The 23,021-nt window shown below is 55.9% G+C and carries 22 protein-coding genes and 1 other annotated feature; of the genes, 16 read left to right on the top strand and 6 right to left on the bottom strand.

Annotated elements, in window-relative coordinates; all coding sequences use genetic code 11:
- Positions 1-30 precede the first annotated feature (30 nt).
- Positions 31-1,254 carry a phosphopentomutase gene (gene deoB / locus QMG90_RS18305; RefSeq protein ID WP_283281067.1) on the top strand — a complete coding sequence of 408 codons (1,224 nt, stop codon included), beginning with the start codon at positions 31-33 and terminating at the stop codon, positions 1,252-1,254.
- A gap of 105 nt (positions 1,255-1,359) precedes the next feature.
- On the top strand, positions 1,360-2,079 hold the full coding sequence (deoD, locus tag QMG90_RS18300; RefSeq protein ID WP_283281066.1) for a purine-nucleoside phosphorylase: 720 nt from the start codon (positions 1,360-1,362) through the stop codon (positions 2,077-2,079).
- A gap of 50 nt (positions 2,080-2,129) precedes the next feature.
- Here deoD and lplA read toward each other — a convergent pair whose 3' ends face one another.
- Together lplA and QMG90_RS18290 are read right to left on the bottom strand one after the other, a co-directional pair.
- Positions 2,130-3,146 carry a lipoate--protein ligase gene (lplA, locus tag QMG90_RS18295; RefSeq protein ID WP_283281065.1) on the bottom strand — a complete coding sequence of 339 codons (1,017 nt, stop codon included), beginning with the start codon at positions 3,144-3,146 and terminating at the stop codon, positions 2,130-2,132.
- 35 nt (positions 3,147-3,181) lie between these two features.
- Entirely contained in the window at positions 3,182-3,829 is a 648-nt protein-coding gene (locus QMG90_RS18290; RefSeq protein WP_283281064.1) for a YtjB family periplasmic protein, read from the bottom strand.
- A 104-nt stretch (positions 3,830-3,933) separates the two neighbouring features.
- Here QMG90_RS18290 and serB point away from each other — a divergent pair, with 104 nt between their 5' ends.
- Genes serB through nadR form a run of 3 tightly spaced genes read left to right on the top strand, consistent with a single transcriptional unit; the run spans position 3,934 to position 7,563 of the window.
- Complete coding sequence (gene serB / locus QMG90_RS18285) at positions 3,934-4,905, top strand: phosphoserine phosphatase (RefSeq protein WP_283281063.1); 972 nt, start codon at positions 3,934-3,936, stop codon at positions 4,903-4,905.
- Positions 4,906-4,914: 9 nt separating this feature from the next.
- The gene (gene radA, locus QMG90_RS18280) at positions 4,915-6,297 is read left to right on the top strand and encodes a DNA repair protein RadA (RefSeq protein WP_283281062.1); all 1,383 of its coding nucleotides are present in this window, start codon (positions 4,915-4,917) and stop codon (positions 6,295-6,297) included.
- Between the two features lie 33 nt (positions 6,298-6,330).
- Positions 6,331-7,563 (top strand): multifunctional transcriptional regulator/nicotinamide-nucleotide adenylyltransferase/ribosylnicotinamide kinase NadR, encoded by a 1,233-nt coding sequence (gene nadR, locus QMG90_RS18275; protein ID WP_283281061.1) that lies wholly within the window; start codon positions 6,331-6,333, stop codon positions 7,561-7,563.
- Between the two features lie 47 nt (positions 7,564-7,610).
- Here nadR and ettA read toward each other — a convergent pair whose 3' ends face one another.
- Entirely contained in the window at positions 7,611-9,278 is a 1,668-nt protein-coding gene (ettA, locus tag QMG90_RS18270) for an energy-dependent translational throttle protein EttA (RefSeq protein WP_054178289.1), read from the bottom strand.
- Between the two features lie 181 nt (positions 9,279-9,459).
- Between ettA and sltY the strand changes: the two genes are divergently transcribed.
- The gene (sltY, locus tag QMG90_RS18265; RefSeq protein WP_283283999.1) at positions 9,460-11,397 is read left to right on the top strand and encodes a murein transglycosylase; all 1,938 of its coding nucleotides are present in this window, start codon (positions 9,460-9,462) and stop codon (positions 11,395-11,397) included.
- A 90-nt stretch (positions 11,398-11,487) separates the two neighbouring features.
- Positions 11,488-11,817, top strand: a complete 330-nt coding sequence (trpR, locus tag QMG90_RS18260) for a trp operon repressor (RefSeq protein ID WP_038155773.1) — start codon at positions 11,488-11,490, stop codon at positions 11,815-11,817.
- Here trpR and yjjX read toward each other — a convergent pair.
- Positions 11,808-12,323, bottom strand: a complete 516-nt coding sequence (yjjX, locus tag QMG90_RS18255) for an inosine/xanthosine triphosphatase (protein WP_283281059.1) — start codon at positions 12,321-12,323, stop codon at positions 11,808-11,810. The genes trpR and yjjX overlap by 10 nt on opposite strands.
- A 53-nt stretch (positions 12,324-12,376) precedes the next feature.
- Here yjjX and gpmB point away from each other — a divergent pair, with 53 nt between their 5' ends.
- A complete protein-coding gene (gene gpmB, locus QMG90_RS18250) occupies positions 12,377-13,024 on the top strand; it encodes a 2,3-diphosphoglycerate-dependent phosphoglycerate mutase GpmB (protein ID WP_283281057.1) in 648 nt (215 codons plus the stop codon).
- 6 nt (positions 13,025-13,030) lie between these two features.
- On the opposite strand, the gene robA is transcribed toward gpmB, so the two are convergent.
- Positions 13,031-13,900 carry an MDR efflux pump AcrAB transcriptional activator RobA gene (gene robA, locus QMG90_RS18245; RefSeq protein WP_283281056.1) on the bottom strand — a complete coding sequence of 290 codons (870 nt, stop codon included), beginning with the start codon at positions 13,898-13,900 and terminating at the stop codon, positions 13,031-13,033.
- Between the two features lie 209 nt (positions 13,901-14,109).
- Here robA and creA point away from each other — a divergent pair, with 209 nt between their 5' ends.
- The 4 genes from creA to creD are packed head-to-tail and all read left to right on the top strand — an operon-like array spanning position 14,110 to position 18,119.
- Positions 14,110-14,583, top strand: a complete 474-nt coding sequence (gene creA, locus QMG90_RS18240) for a protein CreA (protein ID WP_283281055.1) — start codon at positions 14,110-14,112, stop codon at positions 14,581-14,583.
- A gap of 11 nt (positions 14,584-14,594) precedes the next feature.
- Entirely contained in the window at positions 14,595-15,284 is a 690-nt protein-coding gene (gene creB, locus QMG90_RS18235) for a two-component system response regulator CreB (protein WP_283281054.1), read from the top strand.
- The gene (gene creC, locus QMG90_RS18230) at positions 15,284-16,708 is read left to right on the top strand and encodes a two-component system sensor histidine kinase CreC (RefSeq protein WP_283281053.1); all 1,425 of its coding nucleotides are present in this window, start codon (positions 15,284-15,286) and stop codon (positions 16,706-16,708) included. Before creB ends, creC begins: the two co-directional genes overlap by 1 nt.
- Before the next feature lie 58 nt (positions 16,709-16,766).
- Positions 16,767-18,119 carry a cell envelope integrity protein CreD gene (gene creD / locus QMG90_RS18225; protein WP_283281051.1) on the top strand — a complete coding sequence of 451 codons (1,353 nt, stop codon included), beginning with the start codon at positions 16,767-16,769 and terminating at the stop codon, positions 18,117-18,119.
- Positions 18,120-18,160: 41 nt separating this feature from the next.
- On the opposite strand, the gene arcA is transcribed toward creD, so the two are convergent.
- Positions 18,161-18,877, bottom strand: coding sequence for a two-component system response regulator ArcA (arcA, locus tag QMG90_RS18220; RefSeq protein WP_038155765.1), 717 nt, complete (start codon positions 18,875-18,877; stop codon positions 18,161-18,163).
- A 95-nt stretch (positions 18,878-18,972) separates the two neighbouring features.
- Between arcA and yjjY the strand changes: the two genes are divergently transcribed.
- From yjjY to thrA, 4 genes are all read left to right on the top strand, one after another.
- Positions 18,973-19,113, top strand: coding sequence for a YjjY family protein (gene yjjY, locus QMG90_RS18215; RefSeq protein WP_152958365.1), 141 nt, complete (start codon positions 18,973-18,975; stop codon positions 19,111-19,113).
- A gap of 401 nt (positions 19,114-19,514) precedes the next feature.
- Complete coding sequence (locus QMG90_RS18210) at positions 19,515-20,201, top strand: tRNA/rRNA methyltransferase (protein WP_283281049.1); 687 nt, start codon at positions 19,515-19,517, stop codon at positions 20,199-20,201.
- Between the two features lie 208 nt (positions 20,202-20,409).
- Positions 20,410-20,478, top strand: a complete 69-nt coding sequence (gene thrL / locus QMG90_RS18205) for a thr operon leader peptide (RefSeq protein ID WP_072170912.1) — start codon at positions 20,410-20,412, stop codon at positions 20,476-20,478.
- Positions 20,417-20,534, top strand: a sequence feature (Thr leader region). It overlaps the preceding gene by 62 nt.
- A gap of 24 nt (positions 20,535-20,558) precedes the next feature.
- Positions 20,559-23,021, top strand: a complete 2,463-nt coding sequence (gene thrA, locus QMG90_RS18200; protein ID WP_283281048.1) for a bifunctional aspartate kinase/homoserine dehydrogenase I — start codon at positions 20,559-20,561, stop codon at positions 23,019-23,021.

The following is a 23,021-nucleotide window of genomic DNA, read 5'->3' as shown; positions in this document are numbered from 1 at the left end:
TTGCAGCGCATAGAGTACGGAGAAAGATTGATGAAACGTGCATTTATTATGGTGCTGGACTCCTTCGGCATCGGTGCTACTGAAGATGCCGACCGCTTTGGCGACGTGGGTTCAGACACCCTCGGCCATATCGCGGAAGCCTGCGCCAAAGGGGACGCTGACAATGGTCGTAAAGGTCCGCTGAATCTGCCGAACCTGACCCGTCTGGGCCTGGCGAAAGCCCACGAAGGCTCAACCGGTAAAATCGCTGCGGGTCTGGATGGCAATGCGGACGTCATTGGCGCGTACGCCTGGGCGCACGAGCTCTCATCCGGGAAAGATACCCCGTCAGGCCACTGGGAAATCGCTGGTGTGCCGGTACTGTTTGACTGGGGATACTTCTCCGATCACGAAAACAGCTTCCCGCAGGAATTGCTGGATAAACTGGTGAAACGCGCGAATCTGCCGGGTTACCTCGGGAACTGCCACTCTTCCGGGACGGTGATCCTGGACCAGCTCGGCGAAGAGCACATGAAAACCGGGAAACCGATTTTCTATACTTCCGCAGACTCGGTTTTCCAGATAGCCTGCCACGAAGAGACCTTTGGCCTCGACCGGTTGTATGAGCTGTGCGAAATCGCCCGCGAAGAGCTGACTGAAGGCGGCTATAACATTGGCCGCGTGATCGCGCGTCCGTTTATCGGCGACAAACCGGGCAATTTCCAGCGTACTGGCAACCGTCACGATCTGGCAGTCGAACCGCCTGCACCGACTGTGTTGCAGAAACTGGTCGATGAAAAAGACGGCCAGGTGGTTTCGGTAGGTAAAATCGCCGACATCTACGCCAACTGCGGCATCACTAAAAAAGTGAAAGCCACCGGGCTGGACGCGCTGTTTGACGCCACGATCAAAGAGATGAAAGAGGCGGGCGACAAGACCATTGTCTTCACCAATTTCGTCGATTTCGACTCCTCCTGGGGTCATCGTCGCGACGTCGCGGGTTATGCTGCTGGTCTGGAACTGTTCGACCGTCGTCTGCCGGAACTGATGGCGTTGGTCGGTGAAGATGACCTGCTGATCCTCACTGCGGACCACGGCTGCGATCCGACCTGGAAAGGCACCGACCATACCCGTGAGCACATTCCGGTGCTGGTTTACGGGCCAAAAGTGAAAGCCGGTTCTCTGGGTCATCGCGAGACGTTTGCCGATATCGGTCAGACGCTGGCAACCTACTTTGGCACATCGCCGATGGAATATGGCAAGGCCATGTTTTAAGATCATTGCCCGGCGGCGCTTTGCTTGCCGGGCCTGCGATTTTGTAGGCCGGGTAAGGCGTAGCCGCCACCCGGCATAAACAACATACTAATAAGGGAATTAAGAATGGCTACCCCCCACATTAACGCAGAAATGGGTGATTTCGCAGACGTCGTACTGATGCCGGGCGATCCGCTGCGTGCGAAGCATATTGCAGAAACTTTCCTCGAAGACTTCCGCGAAGTGAACAATGTTCGCGGCATGCTGGGCTACACCGGTACTTACAAAGGCCGCAAAATCTCCGTGATGGGCCACGGCATGGGTATTCCGTCCTGCTCCATCTACACCAAAGAGCTGATCACCGATTTCGGCGTGAAGAAAATCATTCGCGTGGGTTCCTGCGGCGCGGTGCGTCCGGACGTGAAACTGCGTGACGTGGTGATTGGCATGGGTGCCTGCACCGACTCCAAAGTGAACCGCCTGCGTTTCAAAGATCATGACTTCGCCGCTATCGCGGATTTTGGCATGGTGCGTAACGCGGTCGATGCAGCGAAAGCGCTGGGTGTTGATGCCCGCGTCGGCAACATCTTCTCGGCTGATCTGTTCTACACGCCGGACCCGTCCATGTTCGACGTCATGGAAAAATACGGCATTCTGGGTGTGGAAATGGAAGCGGCGGGTATTTACGGCGTGGCGGCGGAATTCGGTGCGAAAGCGCTGACCATCTGCACCGTGTCTGACCATATCCGTACGCACGAACAGACCACGGCGGCTGAGCGTCAGACCACGTTCAACGACATGATTAAAATCGCGCTGGAATCCGTTCTGCTGGGCGATAAAGAGTAGTTTCAGTGTGAGTGCCGGGTGGCGGCTTCGCCTTACCCGGCCTATTTTTGTCACCGCACGGCCCCGGCAATCCATGCCGACAGCTCCCGCAACTCTTTTTCCTGCTCCGGAAAATCCCCTAACAGCGCATCGCACTCCTGTTGCAACATATCCGCCCGGTAAAGACAGCCCTGCAACCGTGCCGCCAGCGCTTCTAACGGCGCCGGGTTAAGGCTATCGGTAAACACCTGCGTACGGGTGATATGACCTTTTTCGACATCAAAATGCAGCTCGACACCACCCCAGGTAAAACGCTCATCCAGCAGATGCGAGAACGCAGGCGCCTGGCCGAAGTTCCATTCCCAACTGCTCTGGCGGACAAAGGTTTCGGCGAAATTAGGCAGGTCCGGCGTTTTGTCCGGGGAGATGATTTCCGCATCTACCCGCTCGCCGTAATGAGCAAAAAAGGCGGCGGTGACTGCCTGGCAAACCTGCTCGTGGGTGATCCCCGGCAGCAGTTCGATAAGATTCGCCACGCGACCGCGCACGGAGGTTATCCCCTTCGCCTGGAGCTTTTTCTTATCAGGATTCAGGTAGTTAGCCAGGCGGCTGAGATCGGCGTTCAGCAACAGCGTGCCGTGGTGGAAGCCGCGGTCTTTGGTTTCCCGGTAAGCGGAGCCGGAAACTTTGCGATCGCCTTCCGGCGTTTTGACCACCAAATCGTTACGCCCGGAGGCTTCCGCCGTCACGCCAAGCGCGTTGAGCGCTTTCAGCACGATGGCAGTGGAAATGGTTTTATCGTATTCCGGTTTCCCTGCCATAAAGGTAAAGCAGGTGTTGCCCAGATCGTGGAAGACCGCACCGCCGCCACTGCTGCGACGCGCCAGGCGCACGTTGTCTTCTTCCATGCGCCGCGTGTTGCACTCTTTCCACGGGTTCTGCGCACGGCCAATCACTACCGTGTCGGCGTTGCGCCACAGGAACAGCACGCGTTGAGTGGCAGGCATCTGGCGGAAAATACACTCTTCCACCGCGAGGTTAAACCAGGGATCGTAAGAGTCTGAAATAAGCAGACGGAGCGTCGACATGGCAGATTTCCTTTCTGAAACGAGCCCTGATTCTATCATCCTTCTTTCTTCTCGCTCTCATCCTCTTCCGGCACCGACTTGTTAGCGGTGAGCAGGAAAGGGGACTGCTGCCAGCGGGTGCGTTTGCCGCGCAGCAGTGTTCGCGCCAGCACCACGCCAATCGCCAGCGACAACAGCAGCATCAGCCGCAGAATATTGGTGGTGTTATCCACCTGCCTGGCTTCCGTTGGCAGCGTGTGGGTATCCAGCGTCAGGCGCAGATAGCCGAGCGGGCCGTTTTTTCCCTGCACCGGTTCGACGATTTGCTGGTTAAAATAGCCGCCCGCTTTTTTGCCATCCAGCGCCAGCCGGTCGCGCACGTTGACGCCTTCCCCGGCGCGGGCAACGAGATCGCCCTGTCCGTCGTAGACGCCCGCATCAAGAATGCGGCTCTCCGTCGTCAGTTGCGTCAGCAAATGGGTGATCTTTTTTTCATCCGGATTATCTGTACGCATCAGCGGCGCCAGGTTCTGCGTCACCTGGCGGGCCAGCGTCCGCGCCAGTTCTTCCAGCTGCGGATTACGCTGCCGCTGGTGGTTCTGGCTGAACCAGGAGGCCCCCTGCATCAGGGCAACCAGCAGGGCGAGACATATCAGAACGATCACGGCGCGATGCAGCCGAAATTTCAGTTTTGCGCGAACCATATTCCACCTTTGAAAATTTGCAGCTTAATGTTGCCAGAAGCGCTGGTTACAAGGTAGCCTCATGCGTTATTTTCCTTACCTGTTTGTTGATGCGTGGAGCTGTAATGCCGAACAGTCTGACCTGGTGCGATCTTTCTGAAGACGTCTCTCTGTGGCCCGGATTGCCGCTTTCATTAAGCGGCGATGAAGTGATGCCGCTCGATTATCATGCTGGCCGCAGCGGCTGGCTGTTGTACGGCCGCGGCCTGGATAAAAAACGTCTGACGACCTATCAGCGCACGCTGGGCGCGGCGATGGTCATCGTCTCCGCCTGGTGTGTGGAAGATTACCAGGTCATCCGCCTGGCCGGTTCGCTGACGCCACGCGCCACGCGTCTGGCTCACGATGCCGGGCTGGATGTCGCGCCGCTGGGTAAAATTCCGCACCTTAAAAGCCCTGGTCTGCTGGTGATGGACATGGATTCGACCGCCATTCAGATTGAATGCATCGACGAAATCGCAAAACTGGCCGGCACCGGCGACATGGTCGCGGAAGTCACCGAGCGCGCCATGCGCGGCGAGCTGGATTTTACCGCCAGCCTGCGCAGCCGCGTGGCGACGCTGAAAGGGGCCGACGCCGCTATTCTACGCCAGGTTCGTGACGGTTTGCCGTTAATGCCTGGGCTGACGCAACTAGTGCTGAAGCTCCATGCGCTGGGCTGGCATGTGGCGATCGCCTCCGGCGGCTTCACCTTTTTTGCTGAATACCTGCGCGATAAACTGCACCTCAGCAGCGTGGTCGCCAACGAACTGGAAATCATCGACGGCAAACTCACCGGTCACGTGATCGGTGATATCGTCGATGCGAAGTATAAAGCCAATACCCTGAAGCGTCTGGCGGCAAAATTTGAAATTCCGGATGGGCAAACGGTCGCCGTGGGCGATGGCGCCAACGATCTGCCGATGATCAAAGCCGCCAGTCTTGGCATTGCTTATCATGCAAAACCAAAAGTTAATGAACAGACGGAAGTGTCTATCCGTCACGCTGACCTGATGGGGATCTTCTGCATTCTCTCCGGCAGCCTGAATCAAAAGTAAGAGGTCTCTGTGGCGAAAGCACCGAAACGCGCATTTGTCTGTAACGAGTGTGGTGCGGATTATCCGCGCTGGCAGGGGCAGTGTAGCGCCTGCCATGCCTGGAACACGATCACCGAAGTGCGTATTGCCGCTTCGCCCACGGTAGCGCGTAACGAGCGTCTGAGCGGCTATGCGGGCAGCGCTGGCCCGTCGAAAGTCCAGAAGCTGTCAGACATCAGCCTGGAAGCGCTCCCGCGTTTCTCCACCGGGTTTAAAGAGTTTGACCGCGTGCTGGGCGGCGGCGTTGTGCCAGGCAGTGCGATCCTGATTGGCGGCAACCCCGGCGCGGGGAAATCCACGCTGTTGCTGCAGACGCTGTGTCGCCTCGCAGAGCAGATGAAAACCCTGTATGTCACCGGCGAAGAGTCGCTGCAACAGGTAGCGATGCGCGCGCATCGTCTCGGTCTGCCAACGGCAAACCTGAATATGCTGTCTGAAACCAGCATTGAACAAATCTGCCTGATCGCCGACGAAGAACAGCCGCGCCTGATGGTCATCGACTCCATTCAGGTGATGCACATGGCGGATATCCAGTCATCGCCCGGCAGCGTGGCGCAGGTGCGTGAAACCGCCGCTTATCTGACGCGGTTCGCCAAAACCCGCGGTGTGGCGATCGTGATGGTCGGCCATGTAACCAAAGACGGCTCGCTGGCCGGGCCAAAAGTGCTTGAGCACTGTATCGACTGTTCTGTATTGCTCGACGGTGACGCCGATTCCCGCTTCCGTACGTTGCGCAGCCATAAGAACCGCTTTGGCGCGGTCAACGAGCTGGGTGTATTTGCTATGACTGAACAGGGGCTGCGGGAAGTCAGCAACCCGTCGGCGATTTTCTTAAGCCGGGGCGATGAAGTCACCTCTGGCAGTTCGGTGATGGTGGTGTGGGAAGGCACGCGTCCGCTGCTGGTCGAGATTCAGGCGCTGGTGGATCACTCCATGATGGCGAACCCGCGCCGTGTGGCGGTGGGGCTGGAGCAAAACCGGCTGGCTATCCTGCTGGCGGTGCTGCACCGTCACGGCGGCCTGCAAATGGCTGATCAGGACGTTTTCGTCAACGTGGTTGGCGGCGTAAAAGTCACTGAAACCAGCGCTGACCTGGCATTATTGCTGGCGATGGTCTCCAGCCTGCGCGACAGACCATTGCCGCAGGATTTAGTCGTCTTTGGCGAAGTCGGTCTGGCGGGCGAAATTCGTCCGGTGCCGAGCGGCCAGGAGCGTATTTCCGAAGCGGCAAAACACGGTTTCCGTCGGGCGATTGTGCCTGCCGCCAACGTGCCGAAAAAAGTCCCGGAAGGGATGCAAGTCTTTGGTGTGAAAAAACTCTCTGATGCGTTAAGTGTCTTTGACGACTTATAATACAAAGCACAACTTCAATTCACAGGGGCATTCATGTCGTCATTTGACTATCTGAAAACCGCCATCCGTCAGAAAGGCTGCACCCTGCAGCAGGTGGCGGATGCCAGCGGCATGACCAAAGGCTATTTAAGCCAGTTGCTGAATGCCAAAATCAAAAGCCCCAGCGCGCAAAAGCTGGAAGCCCTGCACCGTTTTCTGGGGCTTGAGTTTCCGCGCCGTGAGAAAAACATCGGCGTGGTGTTTGGTAAGTTTTATCCGCTGCATACCGGTCATATCTACCTGATCCAGCGTGCCTGTAGCCAGGTGGATGAACTGCATATCATCATGGGTTATGACGACACGCGTGATCGTGAGCTGTTCGAAGACAGCGCCATGTCCCAGCAACCAACGGTGCCGGATCGCCTGCGCTGGCTGCTGCAAACTTTTAAGTACCAGAAGAACATCCGCATTCATGCTTTCAATGAAGAGGGAATGGAGCCCTATCCGCACGGCTGGGACGTCTGGAGCCGGGGCATTCACGCCTTCATGGAGGAGAAAGGGATCGAACCGAACTGGATCTACACCTCTGAAGAAGCGGATGCACCGCAATATCTGAAGCATCTGGGTGTTGAAACGGTACTCATCGATCCGAAGCGTACCTTCATGAACATCAGCGGTGCGCAGATCCGTGAGAACCCGTTCCGCTACTGGGAATACATCCCGACGGAAGTGAAACCGTTCTTCGTGCGCACGGTGGCGGTGCTGGGGGGCGAGTCGAGCGGTAAATCGACGCTGGTGAACAAGCTTGCCAATATCTTCAACACCACCAGCGCCTGGGAATATGGTCGCGACTATGTTTTTTCGCATCTCGGCGGCGATGAGATGGCGTTGCAGTATTCTGATTACGACAAAATAGCGCTTGGCCATGCGCAATATATTGATTTTGCAGTAAAATATGCAAACAAAGTCGCGTTTGTCGATACCGATTTCGTCACCACGCAGGCGTTCTGTAAAAAATACGAAGGCCGCGAACACCCGTTTGTGCAGGCGCTGATTGATGAATACCGTTTCCACCTGGTGATCCTGCTGGAAAACAACACGCCATGGGTAGCGGACGGTCTGCGCAGCCTCGGCAGTTCGGTTGCTCGTAAAGAGTTTCAGACGCTACTGGTCGAAATGCTCAACGCCAACAACATTGAGTTTGTGCATGTGAAAGAGCCGGATTACGACGGACGATTCCTGCGCTGCGTGGAGCTGGTGAAAGAGATGATGGGCGAGCAGGACTGAGACTGAAATGCCGGATGGCGCTACGCTCATCCGGCATTCAGCGTTAATTACTTCGCGATACGTTTGTACTTGATACGCTTCGGCTCCAGCGCATCGGCGCCGAGGGTGCGTTTCTTGTACTCTTCGTACTCGGTAAAGTTACCTTCAAAGAATTCGACCTTACCTTCGTCCTGGTAATCCAGAATGTGGGTTGCGATACGGTCGAGGAACCAACGGTCGTGCGAGATAACCATCGCGCAGCCCGGGAACTCCAGCAGGGCGTTTTCCAGCGCGCGCAGGGTTTCGATATCCAGGTCGTTAGTTGGTTCATCGAGCAGCAGCACGTTACCGCCTACCTGCAGCAGTTTTGCCAGGTGCAGACGACCACGTTCACCACCGGACAGCTCACCTACGCGTTTGCCCTGGTCCGTACCTTTGAAGTTAAAGCGACCGACGTAGGCGCGGCTCGGCATTTCGGTGTTGCCGATCTTCATGATATCCAGACCGCCGGAAACCTCTTCCCACACGGTTTTGCTGTTATCCATGCTGTCACGGAACTGATCAACCGAGGCCAGTTTCACCGTTTCACCGAGGGTGATGCTGCCGCTGTCCGGCTGTTCCTGACCTGACATCATGCGGAACAGGGTGGATTTGCCCGCGCCGTTCGGACCGATGATGCCGACAATCGCGCCTTTCGGTACCGAGAAGCTCAGATCGTCAATCAACACGCGATCGCCGTAGGATTTACGCAGGTTGCTGACTTCAACGACTTTATCGCCCAGACGGGTTCCCGGTGGAATAAACAGTTCGTTGGTTTCGTTGCGTTTCTGATATTCGGTGTTGTTGAGTTCTTCAAAGCGAGCCAGACGCGCCTTGCCTTTCGACTGACGGCCTTTCGCACCCTGACGCACCCACTCCAGTTCTTTCTCGATGGATTTACGGCGAGCCGCTTCCGCAGAGGCTTCCTGCGCCAGACGCTGGTCTTTCTGCTCCAGCCAGGACGAGTAGTTGCCTTCCCACGGAATGCCTTCGCCACGGTCGAGTTCGAGGATCCAGCCGGCGACGTTATCCAGGAAGTAACGGTCGTGGGTGATTGCCACCACGGTGCCTTCGAAATCGTGCAGGAAGCGTTCCAGCCAGGCCACGGACTCGGCGTCCAGGTGGTTGGTCGGTTCGTCGAGCAGCAGCATGTCTGGTTTTTCCAGCAGCAGGCGGCACAGCGCTACGCGGCGGCGCTCACCACCGGACAGGTTGGCGATTTTCGCCTCCCACTCTGGCAGACGCAGTGCATCCGCGGCGCGCTCCAGTTGTACGTTCAGGTTATGGCCGTCGTGCGCCTGGATAATTTCTTCAAACTTACCTTGCTGTGCGGCAAGCTTGTCGAAATCGGCGTCCGGTTCAGCGTATTTGGCATACACTTCGTCCAGCCCCTTCAGCGCATTCACCACTTCGCTCACCGCCTCTTCAACGGATTCACGCACGGTATGTTCGGGATTCAGCTGAGGCTCCTGCGGCAGGTAGCCGATTTTAATGCCAGGCTGCGGACGGGCTTCGCCCTCGATATCGGTATCAATGCCCGCCATAATGCGCAGCAGGGTAGATTTACCGGCGCCGTTCAGGCCAAGGACACCGATTTTTGCGCCAGGGAAGAAGCTCAGCGAGATATTTTTCAAAATATGACGTTTCGGCGGAACCACTTTGCCGACACGATGCATGGTATAAACGAATTGAGCCACGTTGGACTTCGCCTCTTTTATTTTGATCGGAAGTTTTCAAAGGCGAAGTGTAGCCTTTTTCGCTGGCTAAGCCCAGCAAGGTAAAAAAGTGTCCGGAACATGGCGGATTCGGTAATGTCTTATTAGCATAAAAGAGGCCCTGAGCGGCACGATGCTGCATTTTTATATTGAGGAAGAGCTTGTGGAAAAAGCGAAAACCCTGATCTGGCGTTTACTGGCTGCCAGCGTCTGTCTGCTGACGGTAAACAGCCTGGCGCATGCTGATTCACTGGATGAACAGCGTAGCCGCTATCTTCAGGTCAAACAGGCGTGGGATAACCGGCAAATGGATGTGGTTGCACAACTGATGCCCACGCTGAAAGACTATCCGTTGTATCCCTATCTCGAATACCGTCAGCTCACCGACGATCTGATGAACGAACCGGCGATCACCGTAACCAATTTTGTCCGCGCCAACCCGACGTTACCCCCGGCGCGTACGCTGCAAAACCGCTTTGTGAACGAGCTCGCACGCCGCGAAGACTGGCGTGGGCTGCTGGCATTCAGCCCGGAAAAACCAGGTACCACGGAAGCGCAATGTAATTACTACTATGCCAAATACAGCACCGGGCTGACGCAGGAGGCCTGGAGCGGAGCGAAAGATCTGTGGCTGACTGGCAAGAGCCAGCCGAACGCCTGCGACAAACTGTTCAGCGCCTGGCGCGCGTCAGGAACCCAGGATCCGCTCGCGTATCTGGAACGCATTCGCCTGGCAATGAAAGCGGGCAATACCGGGCTGGTGAAAGCGCTGGCGGCACAGATGCCGGGCGACTATCTCACGATGGCGGCGGCAGTGACTGATCTGGCGAACAATCCGCAGAATGTGTTGACCTTCGCCCGCACGACCGGTGCGACGGATTTCACCCGCCAGATGGCGGCAGTCGCTTTTGCCAGCGTGGCACGACAAGATGCGGAAAACGCGCGTCTGATGATCCCGTCGCTGGTGCAGGCGCAACAGCTCAATGAAGAACAGACGCAGGAGTTGCGCGACATTGTGGCGTGGCGTCTGATGGGGAATGACGTCACCAGCGAGCAGGCGCGCTGGCGTGACGACGCCATCATGCGAACGCAATCCACCTCGTTGCTGGAGCGCCGCGTGCGTATGGCGATTGGCACTGGCGATCGTCACGGCCTCAATACCTGGTTGTCGCGGCTGCCAATGGATGCGAAAGAAAAAGACGAATGGCGCTACTGGCAGGCGGATCTGCTGATGGAGCGCGGACGCGACGCCGAAGCCAAAGAGATTTTGCGCTCGCTGATGCAGCAACGGGGTTTCTACCCGATGGTCGCCGCACAGCGCCTCGGTGAAGATTATCCGCTTCGCGTGGAAAAGGCGGAGGGCACCATCGCGCCGCTGCTGGTCAACGGTCAGGAAATGGCGCGGGTGCGCGAACTGATGTACTGGGGGCTGGATAACACCGCCCGCAGCGAATGGGCCAATCTGGTCAGCAGCCGGACGAAGAACGAACAGGCACAGTTGGCGCGTTATGCCTTTGACCGGGACTGGTGGGATCTCAGCGTCCAGGCAACCATCGCCGGAAAACTGTGGGATAACCTCCAGGAGCGCTTCCCGCTGGCGTACAGAGATTTGTATGCTCGCTACACCAGCGGCAAGGACATCTCACAAAGTTATGCGATGGCCATTTCGCGTCAGGAGAGCGCCTGGAACCCGAAAGTGCGTTCGCCGGTTGGCGCGACGGGCCTGATGCAACTGATGCCAGCGACAGCAGCCCACACGGTGAAAATGTTTAACATCCCCGGTTATAGCAGCCAGAGCCAGTTGCTCGATCCGGAAACCAATATCAATATCGGTACCCGCTATCTGCAATACGTCTATCAGCAGTTTGGGAATAATCGCATCTACGCCTCTGCTGCGTACAACGCAGGTCCCGGTCGCGTACGGACGTGGCGCGGTAACAGCGCAGGGCGCCTTGATGCGGTGGCGTTTGTCGAGAGCATTCCATTCTCAGAAACTCGCAGCTACGTGAAGAACGTGCTGGCTTATGACGCCTACTATCGCTACTTCATGGGCGATAAACCGGTGATTTTGAGCGATTCAGAATGGCGCCAGCGTTACTGATTCGAAGGGAGTATGTTATGCTTTGTACTCGTTGAAGAGTACAAATAGTGGGCGGCACTCTCGCTGCCCACCCTGACATGGTGGCCTGACATGAATCAGCAATCCCCTTATTCAGCGGCGGTGACCGAACAGCGTAATCAGGAATGGCTTCGTTTTGTGGAACTGCTTCGCCAGGCGTACAGCGCTGATCTGCACCTTCCGCTGCTCAGCCTGATGATGACGCCTGATGAACGCGAAGCGCTGGGCACCCGCGTGCGTATTATCGAGGAGCTTTTGCGTGGCGAAATGAGCCAGCGCGAACTGAAAAGCGAGCTTGGCGCGGGCATTGCTACCATCACCCGCGGGTCGAACAGCCTGAAATCCGCGCCGGCAGAGCTGCGTCAATGGCTCGAACAGACGTTGCCGCACACTCAGCGATAAACCGCGTTGTGGAACGGGCTGAGCGCCAGAACCACGGCCTGATGGTAAACGCTGCTGCGGGTCAGCGCGCCTGCGGTAAACACGCCAATGGCGCCTTCTTTGCGGCCAATCTCATCAATGCCGGTGTAGTGTGACATCACCGGCCCCAGCGCCTCGCCGGCGAGCACTTTCTCCAGAATGACCTGCGGCAACGGAAGCGTGGCGGAACGCGCTTCGCCGCGCTGCTCGCGGTTTTCAATCACCACCCAACTGAAGGTGCTGCCTTCGTCGATACCGGCTTCAATAGCCACCCAGAAGTCAGCTTCCGGGCGCGCAAGACGGGCATTATCGACACGATTGCGTGCGCCAGCGCGCGTTTCATCACTTCCAAGCGGCTGTTCCGGTACGCCACTCTCGACGGAGATAGCCTCAATATGGCAGGATCCTTCGCCGAAAATCTCGGAAAAAGCGGCAAGAATCGCCTGAATTTTGGCGGGATTGGTGGTTGCTGAGACAACATAGTGCATAATCAAGATATCATTACAAAGAAATTGTCATCGCAGTATAACGGATAAAAAGCATGTTACAGGTATACCTTGTTCGCCACGGTGAAACGCAGTGGAACGCCGAGCGACGCATTCAGGGCCAGTCCGACAGTCCGCTGACCGAGAAAGGTGAGCAACAGGCCTGGCAGGTGGGTGAACGCGCCAGAACATTAGGCATCACTCATATCATTTCCAGCGATTTAGGGCGTACGCGCCGCACGGCCGAGATCATCGCCGACGCCTGCGGATGTGGTGTTACGCTGGATGCCCGCCTGCGCGAGCTGGACATGGGCGTGCTGGAAAAACGCAGAATTGAATCGCTGACCGAAGAGGAAGAGGGCTGGCGTCGTCAGCTGGTCAACGGGACGCCGGACGGTCGCATTCCTGATGGTGAGTCGATGCAGGAGCTCGGCGACCGCATGCAGGCGGCGCTGCTTTCCTGCCTTGAGTTGCCAGAAGGGAGCCGCCCGCTGCTGGTCAGCCACGGCATGGCGCTGGGCTGCCTGGTCAGCACTATCCTCGGGCTTCCGGCTTATGCCGAGCGGCGTTTACGTTTACGTAACTGTTCGATTTCCCGTGTGGATTATCAGCAGAGCCCGTGGCTGGCGTCTGGATGGGTGGTGGAGACCGCAGGGGATGTCTCGCATCTCGATGCCCCTGCATTAGATGAGCTACAACGTTAAGACCGATTAGCGGCGTACAGGGATCAGGTACTCGCAGCGCAGATGAATCGGCGCTTCCTGTCCCTTTACGTCGTCTTCAGGATAGAAACGTTCGATATCCAGACCCCGGCGACGCGTCAGGTTAAGCATCGGCATACAGCTGCCGTAGACCGTCAGGATAAATTCCTGCAGCCCGGTTCCCAGTCCGTCGTAGGTGAACATCACATATTCACCGCCTTCCAGCGTGACCGGGTGAGTATTCTGTACGTGCCCGTTTGCCATCTCCGGCGTCAGCGCGGTGGTGTAGAACACCTCCTGCTCGTCGTCTTTTTCCTGACTAGGACGCGGTTCATGTAAACCGTATAACATTGGCGGAACAGACGGCGTATTGCTGAGGAATTCACGCCAGAACTGAATGCGCATCTGATGACGGAAATCGGAGATCTCTTCCAGTTTGCAGGTGTAGCTCTGGGTGACACCGACGAGATGCATCTCCGGCAGGGTCAAAAATTCATATTTCGGCATCGCGAATTCGCCAAGACGCAGCGGCGGGCGTATCCCGAACGCGCTCCAGTCCGGCGAGCGGCGATACAGCGCGGGCGTCAGGTTGAACTGCTTTTTAAAGGCACGGGTAAAGGTTTGTTGCGAATCGAAGCGATACTGTAAGGCGATATCAAGGATTGGACGTGCCGTCAGGCGCAGGGCAACGGCAGATTTGGACAGTCGGCGCGCGCGGATATAGGCGCCAATGGCATGGCCGGTCACGTCCTTGAACATCCGCTGCAAATGCCACTTGGAATATCCCGCCTTGGCTGACACATTATCCAGTGACAAAGGCTGATCCAGGTGGCCCTCCAGCCAGGAAAGGAGATCGCGAATAATTCCTGCCTGATCCATATAAATTCCTCGTCCTTAATCGCAGATACCTGATAATAAGGTAGCGGATAATAACATTGTTTGAAGTTTTAGCATTCAGTGTTTTTTTTGTTCTTAAGTGCGATTATGAACACAATTCAGGCATAATTATCCTAACACTGTGATCTCTATATATTTTCTGCTGAAATGTTGAATAGTTGCGCAACTGAATTTTTAGAAATGGTAACAATATGAAATATAAGAGTTTGATCGTAGCAATAGTTCTTTGCGTTATGGGCCAGACCGCGCAGGCAGAACAGATTGGTTCCGTGGACACCGTCTTTAAGATGTTTGGACCGGATCATAAGATTATCGTCGAAGCGTTTGATGATCCTGACGTTAAAAACGTCACCTGTTACCTGAGCCGCGCTAAAACCGGCGGCATCAAAGGGGGCTTAGGGCTGGCGGAAGATACGTCAGATGCGGCGATTTCCTGCCAACAGGTTGGGCCCATCGAAGTCAGTGAAAAGATTAAAAACGGCAAAGCGCAGGGAGATGTGGTTTTCCAGAAACGGACTTCCCTGGTGTTTAAAAAGCTGCAGGTGGTGCGTTTCTTTGACGCCAAACGTAACGCGCTGGTTTACCTCACCTACTCAGACAGGATCGTCGACGGCTCACCGAAAAACGCGCTCAGCGCCGTGCCGATTATGCCGTGGTCCCGATAACGGAATAGTGTATGGAACACCCTCTGATCTGGCTGGTTGAGGATGAAATCGGTATCGCTGATACGCTGATGTATATGCTCCAGCAGGAAGGTTTTCGGGTAAAAGCATTCGAACGCGGCTTACCCGTGCTGGACGCGGCGCGACAGTCGCTGCCGGACCTGGCGATCCTCGATGTAGGGCTGCCGGATATCAGCGGATTTGAGCTGTGTCGGCGATTGCTGGCGCAGGCGCCCGGTCTGCCGGTACTGTTTCTGACTGCGCGCAGTGACGAGGTTGATAAGCTGCTGGGGCTGGAAATTGGTGCCGATGACTACGTCGCGAAACCCTTTTCGCCGCGGGAGGTGTGCGCCAGAGTGCGTTCCATTCTGCGTCGTCTGCAAAAATTCGCGACGCCGCTGCCGGTGGTGCGTATCGGCCAGTTTGCGTTGAATGAGGCCGCGGCGCATATCGACTGGTGCGGTCAGCCGCTGCAACTGACGCGCTACGAATTCCTGCTGCTGAAAACGCTGTTGCAGTCGCCAGGGCGCGTTTTCTCCCGCCAGCAACTAATGGACAGAGTCTGGGGCGATGAGCAGGAGAGTTTTGATCGTACCGTGGATACCCACATCAAAACGCTGCGCGCCAAGCTCCGCGCGATCAACCCGGATCTCTCGCCGATCAGCACCCACCGCGGTCTCGGTTATAGCCTGGGGTTACACTGATGCGGATCGGGATGCGGCTGTTGCTGGGATATTTCCTGATCGTGGCGATTGCCGCCTGGTTTGTGCTGTTCATTTTCGTTGAGGAGATCAAACCGGGCGTACGGCGAGCCACGGAAGGCACGCTCATCGACACCGCGACTTTGCTGGCAGCGCTGGCGCGGGAGGATCTGCAATCCGGCGAGCCGGCGCACGGCAGGCTGGCGCAGGCATTCAACGAGTTACAGAACCGCCCGTTCCGCGCAAATATTGGCGGTATCAATAAAGTTCGCAATGAATATCACGTCTACATGACCGATGAAAACGGCATTGTGGTATTTGATTCCGCAGGTAAGGCCGTCGGAAAGGATTATTCCCGCTGGAATGACGTCTGGCTGACGCTGCGAGGGAAATATGGTGCCCGCAGCACCGCGCGTGATCCCGCCGACCCCGACAGTTCGGTGATGTATGTTGCCGCGCCGGTGCTGGAAAACCGCCGTATCATAGGCGTCCTTTCAGTCGGAAAACCGAACAGCGCGGTGGCACCGGTGATCAAACGCAGCGAGCGACGCATGTTGTGGGCGGGCGGCGCGTTGCTGGGCATCGCGCTGCTGGTCGGCGCGGGCATGGTATGGTGGATCAACCGCTCCATTGGCAAACTCTCGCGTTATGCCGATTCGGTTACGCAAAATAACGCGCTACCGTTGCCGGACGTGGGCAGCAGCGAGCTGCGTAAGCTGGCGCTGGCGCTGGAGAGTATGCGGCTGCGGTTGGAGGGCAAGAATTACATTGAGCAGTATGTCTACGCTCTGACCCATGAGCTGAAAAGCCCGCTGGCCGCCATTCGCGGGGCCGCGGAGATCCTCAAAGAATTGCCGCCGCCGGAGGTCATCAACCGGTTTAGCGAAAACATTCTGGTACAGAATGCGCGCATGCAGTCGCTGGTAGAAAAGCTGCTGGCGCAGGCGCGGCTGGAGAATCGTGCCGATATCCCGCAACTTACCGTCGCTGTCGACCCCCTGTTTGCGCGCCTTGCGCAGTCGCGCAGCGTCGCGCTGGAAGCGAAGGGGATAACGCTGCAGTGTGATGCAGCCGCGAGTGAAGTGACCGCCGATGAAGATCTGCTGGAGCAGGCGCTGGGGAATCTGCTGGATAATGCCATCGACTTTACGCCAGTTGGGGGAACCATTACCCTGCGTGCCGAAAGGCAGGGTGAAGAGGCCTGGCTCAGTGTCACCGACACTGGCAGCGGGATCCCGGATTATGCCCTCGGGCGCATTTTTGAACGCTTCTATTCCTTGCCGCGGGAAAATGGTCAGAAGAGCAGTGGGCTTGGGCTGGCATTTGTACAGGAAGTGGCGCGTCTGCATCAGGGCGACATCCGGTTAATCAACCTGGCCGAAGGCGGCGTCAGGGCGACGTTGCGGCTTCACCGTCCCTTCACATAACTTCAAATTCTCCCCACATAGCCCCGATATCCTGCCAGCATCAAAAAAGGAGAAGGCTATGTTTAAATCCCCCCTGTTTTTCAAAATTGCCACCCTGATTGGGTGCGTCGGTCTGTTGCTGGTGCCATTGATGATGGTCAGCGATCTGGTGGCGGAACGCGCCAGTTATCGTTCTCTGGTGGAAGACAGCTTGCGTCAAAGCACCAGCGGACCACAAAAACTGATTGGCCCGATGATTGCCGTTCCGACGACCGAAATTTACACCGTGGTTGAGGACGATAAAAATGTGCTGCGTAAGCGCATGTATTTTCGCTACTGGCTGCCGGAATCACTGACGGTTGAGGGGCAGCAAAACGTCGAATCCCGGGAGATTGGCATCTATGAAGGGCAAATCTGGCATACCACGCTGACAGTAAACGCGCAGTTTGATCGCAGCAAGCTGGATGCGCTGATGAAAGCGGAAGAGAATGTGACGCTGGGCGAACCGTTTCTGGTGATGTCGGTAGGTGATTCACGCGGGATTGGCGTGGTTGAAGCACCAGAGCTGAACGGAATACCCGCGACCGTTGAGCCGGGCAGCGGGATCCACGGTGATTTACCGGGGCTGCATATTCCACTTTCCACCGCAATGCTCGACGCCAGAACGCTGTCGCTGTCGATGACGTTAAATCTGAACGGGACGGGGAGTTTTTCTGTTGTTCCGGTCGGGCGCAACAGCGAACTGGCGCTGACCAGCAACTGGCCACATCCGGGGTTTCTCGGCGATTTCCTTCCTGTTCAGCGTGAGATCACTGACAAAGGGTTCAGCGCCCGCTGGCAGAGCAGCTGGTTCGCCACGGACCTTGGCAGCCAGTTTAACCGCGGCTACCGGGTCGCCTGGGACGAACTGCCCGCGTTTAAGGTCTCAGTCGCCACCCCGGCGGATCAGTATCAACTGACGGACCGGGCTACCAAATACGCGATTTTGCTGATTGCGCTGACGTTTATGGCGTTCTTTGTGTTCGAAACCCTGACGGCGCTGCGTCTGCACCCGATGCAGTATTTGCTGGTGGGGCTGTCGCTGGTTATGTTTTACCTGGTGCTGCTGGCGTTGTCTGAGCACATTGGCTTTACTCCCGCGTGGATCGCCGCCAGCCTGACCGGGGCGTTCATCAACGGTATTTACCTGCAGGCGGTACTGAAAGGGTGGCGTAACAGTTTGTTGTTCACCGTTGCGCTGCTGGCGCTGGATGGCGTGATGTGGGTACTGTTGCGTTCCGAGGACAGCGCGCTGCTGTTGGGCACTGGCGTTCTGCTGGTGGCGCTGAGTGCGGTGATGTTCCTGACGCGTCATTTCGACTGGTATTCGCTGTCGAAACCAAAAGCGAAACCCATCGTGCCGGAAGGCGATGAGTTACGCGTGTGGAAATAAAAAAAGGCGCCATCAGGCGCCTTTCTTCTATAAATGCAGGATTATTCCTGTAAGTCACCGCAGAAACGATAACCTTCGCCGTGAATGGTGGCGATGATTTCCGGGGTGTCCGGCGTGGATTCGAAGTGCTTACGAATACGGCGGATGGTGACATCAACGGTACGGTCGTGCGGCTTCAGCTCACGGCCGGTCATTTTCTTCAGCAGTTCAGCACGTGACTGAATCTTGCCCGGGTTTTCACAGAAGTGCAGCATCGCGCGGAATTCGCTACGCGGCAGTTTGTACTGGTCGCCGTTAGGGCTAATCAGCGAACGGCTGTTGATATCCAGCTCCCAGCCATTGAACTTGTAGCTTTCAACGCTGCGGCGCTCTTCGCTCACGGTACCGAGATTCATGGTACGGGAAAGCAGGTTGCGGGCACGGATAGTCAGTTCACGCGGGTTAAACGGCTTAGTGATGTAATCGTCGGCACCAATTTCAAGGCCGAGGATCTTATCGACTTCGTTGTCACGACCGGTGAGGAACATCAGCGCGACATTCGCCTGCTCGCGCAATTCACGCGCCAGCAGAAGGCCATTTTTCCCTGGGAGGTTGATATCCATGATCACCAGGTTGACGTCATTTTCAGATAGGATCTGATGCATTTCCGCGCCATCGGTCGCTTCGAAAACATCGTAGCCTTCTGCTTCGAAAATACTCTTTAACGTGTTGCGTGTTACCAACTCGTCTTCAACGATAAGAATGTGCGGGGTCTGCATGTTTGCTACCTAAATTGCCAACTAAATCGAAACAGGAAGTACCAAAGTCCCTGACCTGCCTGGTACATGTCGCAAATTAACATGAACGGCGTAACATGACTAAAGTACGTAATTGCGTTCTTGATGCACTTTCCATCAACGTCAACAACATCATTAGCTTGGTCGTGGGTAGTTTCCCTCTGGACCCGACAGTGTCAAAAACGGTTGTCATCCTAACCATTTTAACAGCAACATAACAGGCTAAGAGACACAGGACACCCAATAAAACTACGCTTCGTTGACATATATCAAGTTCAATTGTAGCACGTTAACACTCTAGTGAAATCCCTGCAGCAAAATGCTATCGGTTATCACAATTTTTCAACATTTTAATTAGTTGCACCGGCTAACTAATTAAGCGGACAACACTGATCCGCCGTTTTCGGAATTTCTGACAATGTCATTACTAAACATAGGGATATATCGCTTCTGTTAACATTATATCCCGGATCATTATGAGATAATAGTTTAGCGTTTTTTATATGTTAAGAAACGCTATTTCAGTGATTTTTGTTGCAATTTTGTAAATTCGCGCTGCGCAATATGTTGAGCTGCATCACATTTTAAGCGCCGTGAAAAAAACGCAGAGAACGGAAAAATGCATTTATCCATCGTGCTGGTGGCTCCAGCAAGAGCAGAAAATATTGGCGCGGCGGCAAGAGCGATGAAAACCATGGGCTTCCACGATCTCCGCATCGTCGACAGCCAGGCGCATCTCGAACCTGCCGCGCAGTGGGTCGCACACGGTTCTGGCGATATCCTAGAAAATATAACCACTTATGCCACCCTCGCCGACGCGTTGCAGGGCGTGGATTTCACCATTGCCACCACGGCACGCAGCCGGGCGCGCTTTCACTATTACGCGTCGCCACAGGAACTTGTCCCGCTTTTGCAGGAAAAATCGCAGTGGATGGGCCATGCAGCGCTGGTCTTCGGGCGCGAAGATTCCGGCCTGACCAACGACGAACTGGCGCTTGCAGACGTACTTACCGGCGTGCCAATGGTGGCCGATTACCCGTCGTTAAATTTGGGTCAGGCGGTGATGGTGTATTGCTATCAGCTTTCTGCATTGACGCATAATTCATCAGCGTCGGTAACGTCTGGCGATGAAAATCAGCTCCAGGCATTACGGTCGCGTTGTATGGCGTTGCTCGATCGTCTTAACGTAGCGGATGACGTCAAACTGGCCGACTGGTTGCAGCAACGTCTGGGGCTACTTGAACACCGCGACACGGCAATGTTGCATCGTTTGCTCCATGATATTGAAAAAAATCTCGCAGAGTAAAATGTTGGTTAGCCGTCTCGTTATAGCGGTATGGTCTGTTTGCAATCCTGTATTTCGGGCAATGCGGTTAAATATCAGGAAAGACTTAGCGAAACCTGAAGTGATTACGGAACGTGACAAATCTAAAAATTCGTTGACTTGAGCTGGCAGATACTTTAACCAATATAGGTACTGCACAGACAGATAACGATACAGAGCACACAACAACATGATTCGCATCAGCATGATGACCACCATTATCACCACCACCATTACCACAGGTAACGGTGCGGGCTGACGCGTACAGGAAATAAAGAAAAAAGCCCGCACCTGAACAGTGCGGGCTTTTTTTTCGACTAAAGATCAAGGGGTATGACCATGCGAGTGTTGAAGTTCGGCGGTACATCAGTGGCGAATGCGGAGCGTTTTCTGCGGGTTGCCGATATTCTTGAGAGCAACGCCAGGCAGGGGCAGGTAGCGACCGTGCTCTCTGCCCCGGCCAAAATCACCAACCACCTGGTGGCGATGATTGAAAAAACCATTGGTGGCCAGGACGCTCTTACGAATATCAGTGACGCCGAACGCATTTTTGCCGAGCTTCTTCAGGGCCTTGCCGATGCCCAGCCAGGATTCCCGCTGACACAACTGAAACTCTTTGTCGAACAAGAATTCGCTCAGATTAAACACGTTTTGCATGGTATCAGCCTGCTCGGGCAGTGCCCGGACAGCGTCAACGCGGCAATCATCTGCCGTGGCGAAAAACTCTCTATCGCGATTATGGCGGGCCTGCTGGAAGCGCGCGGTCACAATGTGACGGTGATCGATCCGGTGGAGAAACTGCTGGCAGTCGGGCATTACCTTGAATCGACGGTTGATATCGCGGAATCCACCCGCCGTATCGCCGCAAGCCAGATCCCCGCAGATCATATGGTGCTGATGGCGGGTTTCACGGCAGGCAATGAGAAGGGCGAGCTGGTGGTGCTGGGGCGTAACGGCTCCGACTACTCTGCAGCGGTGCTGGCAGCGTGCTTGCGCGCCGACTGTTGTGAAATCTGGACGGACGTCGATGGTGTGTATACCTGCGACCCGCGCCAGGTGCCGGATGCGCGTCTGCTGAAATCAATGTCTTACCAGGAAGCGATGGAGCTCTCCTATTTTGGCGCCAAAGTGCTGCATCCCCGGACTATCGCGCCAATTGCCCAGTTTCAGATCCCCTGTCTGATTAAAAATACCGGCAATCCTCAGGCGCCGGGAACGCTTATTGGTGCCAGCCGCGACGAAGATGGCTTACCAGTGAAGGGGATTTCGAACCTCAACAATATGGCGATGTTCAACGTCTCCGGGCCTGGCATGAAGGGCATGGTCGGAATGGCGGCGCGGGTGTTTGCCACCATGTCGCGCGCGCGGATCTCCGTTGTGTTGATCACGCAGTCTTCCTCGGAATACAGCATCAGCTTTTGCGTGCCGCAGGCCGATTGCGGTCGGGCGAAAAAGGCGATGGAAGATGAGTTCTACCTTGAACTGAAAGAGGGCGTGCTGGAGCCGCTGTCAATTATGGAGCGTCTGGCGATCATCTCCGTCGTGGGCGACGGTATGCGTACCCTGCGCGGGATCTCTGCCAAATTCTTCGCCGCGCTGGCCCGTGCCAATATCAATATCGTTGCTATTGCGCAGGGTTCATCGGAGCGGTCTATCTCCGTGGTGGTCAACAACGACGATGCCACAACGGGCGTTCGCGTCACCCACCAGATGCTGTTCAATACCGATCAGGTGATTGAAGTGTTTGTGATTGGCGTCGGCGGTGTCGGCGGCGCGCTGCTGGAGCAGCTTAAACGTCAGCAAACCTGGCTCAAGAACAAACATATCGATCTGCGTGTCTGCGGCGTGGCGAATTCAAAAGCGCTGCTGACCAGCGTGCATGGCCTGAATCTGGAAAACTGGAAAGAAGCGCTGGCGGAGGCGAAAGAGCCGTTCAACCTCGGACGACTGATTCGGCTGGTGAAAGAGTACCATTTGCTGAACCCGGTGATCGTCGACTGTACTTCCAGCCAGGCGGTCGCGGATCAATACGCGGATTTCCTGCGTGAAGGTTTCCACGTGGTGACGCCGAACAAAAAGGCCAACACCTCTTCCATGAATTATTACCATGAGCTGCGCCAGGCGGCGGCAGGCTCGCGGCGTAAATTCCTCTACGATACTAACGTTGGTGCCGGGTTGCCGGTCATTGAAAACCTGCAAAATCTGCTCAACGCGGGCGATGAGTTGCAGCGTTTCTCCGGCATTCTGTCAGGATCGCTGTCGTTTATTTTTGGCAAGCTGGACGAGGGAATGAGCCTCTCCGCGGCCACAACACTGGCGCGTGAAATGGGTTATACCGAGCCGGATCCGCGGGACGATCTTTCCGGCATGGATGTGGCGCGTAAGCTATTGATCCTCGCCCGTGAAACCGGTCGCAGTCTCGAACTCAGCGATATTGTGGTGGAACCTGTTTTACCGCAAGGGTTTGACGTGGCAGGCGATGTCGACAGTTTTATGTCGCGCCTGCCGTCACTGGATGCCGCCTTTGCAGCCCGCATTGAAAAAGCGCGTGAGGCAGGGAACGTCCTGCGTTATGTTGGCAACATTGAAGAAGATGGCGTCTGCCGGGTGAAAATCGCAGAAGTCGACGGTAACGATCCGCTGTATAAAGTCAAAAACGGCGAAAACGCGCTGGCCTTCTACAGCCACTATTATCAGCCGCTGCCGTTGATCCTGCGCGGCTATGGCGCGGGCAATGACGTGACGGCGGCCGGTGTGTTTGCTGATCTGCTGCGCACCTTATCATGGAAGTTAGGAGTTTAA

The organism is Trabulsiella odontotermitis (assembly GCF_030053895.1).
Classification (GTDB): domain Bacteria; phylum Pseudomonadota; class Gammaproteobacteria; order Enterobacterales; family Enterobacteriaceae; genus Trabulsiella; species Trabulsiella odontotermitis_C.
Note: the sequence above shows the minus strand (reverse complement) of the source record. Positions and strands in the feature narration are given on the sequence as shown.